The organism is Shewanella sp. 11B5, from assembly GCF_002836795.1.
Lineage (GTDB): Bacteria > Pseudomonadota > Gammaproteobacteria > Enterobacterales > Shewanellaceae > Shewanella > Shewanella frigidimarina.
In genome coordinates this window covers 1-2,807 of sequence record NZ_PJAP01000984.1, presented here as the reverse complement: position 1 = coordinate 2,807, position 2,807 = coordinate 1, and the positions used below count along the sequence as shown (strand labels likewise).

Annotated in this window: 2 protein-coding genes and 1 pseudogene; all 3 read right to left on the bottom strand. The window is 43.2% G+C overall.

Features of this window, described 5'->3' with window-relative positions; translation table 11 throughout:
- Positions 1-1,523, bottom strand: a 1,523-nt coding sequence (locus CXF78_RS19225) for a phosphoenolpyruvate carboxykinase (RefSeq protein WP_257984956.1), incomplete at its 3' end; no start/stop codon positions are given.
- 269 nt (positions 1,524-1,792) lie between these two features.
- A complete protein-coding gene (gene hslO / locus CXF78_RS19220; RefSeq protein ID WP_102037661.1) occupies positions 1,793-2,653 on the bottom strand; it encodes an Hsp33 family molecular chaperone HslO in 861 nt (286 codons plus the stop codon).
- A 25-nt stretch (positions 2,654-2,678) separates the two neighbouring features.
- Positions 2,679-2,807, bottom strand: a pseudogene (locus tag CXF78_RS21945) (RNA-binding protein); the annotation flags it as partial.

The window sequence follows — 2,807 nt, the reverse complement described above, 5'->3', positions numbered from 1 at the left end:
TTTTTAATGGCTTCAGACACTTTATATTTTGCAAAGTTATCACTGAACTCTTGTGCTAGCTGCTGTGCATATTTGTCATACTCAGCTTTATCTGCCCAAGTGTTGACTGGGTTTAACAAAGCGGTATCAACACCCGATACACTAACAGGTACGTTTAAGTTCAGTTTATCGATATAAACGGTTTCAACATCTTTTAGCTCACCACTGACAATAGCATCCACAATGGCGCGAGTTGTCGGGATATCAAAACGTTTACCTACACCATGTGGACCACCGGTCCAGCCAGTGTTAACAAGGTAAACTTGGCTGCCAAACGACTCAATGCGTTTCATGAGTAGTTCAGCATACACTCCAGCTGGACGTGGGAAGAATGGTGCACCAAAACACGTCGAGAAGGTTGACTGAATTGCAGACGTAGAACCCATTTCTGTAGAGCCTACCTTCGCGGTGTAACCTGATAAGAAGTGATATGCAGCTTGTTCTTTGCTTAATACCGATACTGGCGGTAATACACCTGAGACATCACAAGTTAAGAAAACCACAGCATGAGGTTCTGCACCACGGTTATCTTCTTTACGTTGAGCAATGTGCTCTAAAGGATAAGCAGCACGGCCATTTTCGGTTAGGCTAGTATCTTTATAATCAGGCACTCGCTGTTCATCAAGCACCACGTTTTCGAGTACGGTACCGAAACGAATTGCATCCCAAATCACAGGTTCATTTTTTTGGCTCAGGTCGATACATTTTGCATAGCAACCGCCTTCGATATTAAATACGCCACCGGGTGCCCAGCCGTGCTCATCATCACCGATCAGGAAACGTTTTGGATCAGCAGAAAGCGTGGTTTTACCGGTACCCGATAGGCCGAAGAATAATGTGGTATCACCATCGTGGCCGACGTTGGCCGAACAATGCATGGGTAACACACCTTTAGCGGGTAATAAGAAGTTCTGTACCGAGAACATCGACTTCTTCATTTCACCTGCATATTTCAACCCTGCAAGCAGTACTTTTCGCTCGGCAAAGTTAAGAATAACAGCGGCTTCAGAGTTTGTACCATCACGTTCAGGTTCACATACGAACCCTGGCGCATTGATGATTTGCCAGGTGTCTTTGTTACCACGATTAAAGGTTTCTGGAGCGATAAATAAATTACGTGCAAACAATTGATGCCATGCGAACTCAGTGGTTACACGTACAGGAATATAATGTTCATCATCAGCACCAACTTCGAGTTCAGATGTAAACAACTCTTTGTCTGCAAGGTAGGCTTCTACCCGGCCCCATAACGCATCAAATTTGCCTGCATCAAACGGGCGGTTTACTTTGCCCCATTCAATGTCGGCTTCTGTATTTGCCTCTTTGACGATAAATCGGTCATTAGGTGAACGACCCGTTCTTTCTCCTGTCTTGGCCACTAAGGCACCATTTGCGGTCAGTTGACCTTCTCCACGAAGAAGCGCGATTTCTACTAGCTGTGCAGTCGTAGGGTTGAGGTGAACGCGGTTAGATACATCCGCCATAGTGTTGATCTCCATGTCTTTTAGGTCGTGTTTCGCTGTGAACTGCTATTGGGGGTTAGGTGTTCAAACTTAGCTTGTTATTATTTTTGCACGATGGCTATAAGCTAATGTGGGGGATTGTAACGCAAGTTAATGCCGTGGTAACGAACAGTTTGGTAATTTTTTTGAAAGTTTTTGCTGTTTGATGTTTTGTTTAGACGGTTAAGACGTAAAAAAAGCGCGTTAAGCGCTTTTTTTGTAAGTTGTTACGTTGTCGGTAACGATGTTGGTTACTGTTGTGACTGGCTGCTATGACTACCAGAATATAACGCTGCAATATCTATCGCATCAAAAGAGTACTTTGCTGTGCAATACTCACAATCCATCTCAATTTTCCCTTCTTCAGCTAGAATCTCTTCAACTTCAGTTTGGGGTAACGTTTTGATTGCTGCAGCACTGCGATCACGAGAACAGCTACATTTGAATGTAACATCAACAGGATCAAATAAGCGTACTTCTTCTTGATGATACAAGCGATGTAATACTTGTTCAGCATCAAGAGTGAATAACTCATCTGCTTTAATGGTCGAGGTCAATGCTGAGAGATGTTCAAAGTCGTCATTATTACCAGATTTTGCTGGCAATACTTGCAACAACATTCCTGCAGCTTGTTTGCCGTTAGCAAATAACTGTATTTGGGTAGGTAACTGCTCTGATTGATTAAAATACTCTTCTAAGCAAGCAGCTAAGTTTACGTGGTCTAATGACACAATGCCTTGATAACGCTCACCTTCATCAGGCGTTAACGTAATGACCATGTAGCCTTTACCGAACATCTGTTGCAAGCTTGCATCGGCAGCAATATCGCCGTTCCAACGTGCAACACCACGTAATACTTGCTTATTGTTACCATTAATTACCGCTAAAGAAACCGGACCATCGCCCTGTAACTGTACGCTAATGTCACCACTGAACTTGATCGTTGCGGTAAGCAATGATGTCGCGGCCATTAGCTCACCGATTAGAGCTTGTAATGCAACCGGATAAATATGTGCAGAAAGCACTTCTTGGTAACTGCTTTCTAATTGGACTATCTCGCCTCGCACATCGGCATTATCAAAAATGTAGCGATGTAAAATATCGTTGTTCATTTGTATTCTCTTACTTTTTGGGCGCCTAGTAATCTTTAAAGCGCATAATCTGTCGTCTTTGTTTTTTATCCGGTTTATGGTCTGGTGCCGGATTGTTCAAAATATTTAGTCGTCGGGCTTCAGCGTTTATAATCCGTTTGCTAATACTCTCAGG

Bases quoted from the DNA above. Each gene is read 5' to 3' on its own strand.
- hslO (WP_102037661.1), bottom strand. From the start codon at position 2,653: ATGAACAACGATATTTTACATCGCTACATTTTTGATAATGCCGATGTG.